Annotated in this window: 1 protein-coding gene; it reads right to left on the bottom strand. The window is 68.4% G+C overall.

Features of this window, described 5'->3' with window-relative positions:
- Positions 1–62: 62 nt before the first annotated feature.
- Positions 63–738, bottom strand: a 676-nt coding sequence (locus ACT84W_RS08275; RefSeq protein ID WP_444328861.1) for an SdpI family protein, incomplete at its 5' end; no start/stop codon positions are given.

Below are 738 nucleotides of genomic sequence, written 5' to 3'. Positions count from 1 at the left end.
GGGTAACCTTCAATTAACTGAGAAACCACGTTGTTTCGCGGGGCGGGCCGCCGATTGCCGAGCTACCGCGCGGCGCGGCGGCGCCAGAGCAGGTAGCTGTAGACGTACATCGCGACGCAGGGCAAAAGGACGACGGCGAGGAGGACCGCGACGGCGGCCTCCCTCGTAAGTGCCGGGCCGAGGAAGCCGAGCGCCACGAGCACGAGTCCCATGGCGACGAAGCAGACGCCGCCGAACCGCTGGGTACGGCGCCAGTTGTCCGGGTCGTCGAGCGCCCAGGGCGTCTTTACGCCGAAGGTGTAGTTCTGCTTGACGCGCGGCAGGTAGTTGCCGAGTCCGATGAAGAGGACGCCGATCAGGCAGCAGACGACGGTCCCCACCGAGCCGACCCCCGCGGCGGGAATCCAGCCGAAGACCGTGGCCTCGGGCATCCACGTCATCACGCACATGAACAGGGTGAACCCGACGACGAAGGCGGGCCAGACCCCGCCCATGCGCTCGTAGGCCTGGCCTTTGGGATCGATGCGCGGCACGAACCAGAACAGGGCAAGAAGCGCTGCCGGCAGCGCGGCGAGGATGACGATCTCGGGCTTTGGAGCCCAGCCGTCCGCGGCGCCGCTAACGCCCCAGTGCATGGGGACGGTGTCGGGCAGGAACTGCTGCGCAAAGAGGTGTGCCGCGAGGTTGGCGAGGCACAGGGCGATGAGCGCCGCCCAGACGCCGCGGCGGATGGGCGAG

The sequence above is a fragment of the Paratractidigestivibacter sp. genome, assembly GCF_052362415.1.
In the GTDB taxonomy this organism is placed as follows: Bacteria; Actinomycetota; Coriobacteriia; order Coriobacteriales; family Atopobiaceae; genus Paratractidigestivibacter.
This window is presented reverse-complemented; position numbering and strand designations above follow the sequence as displayed.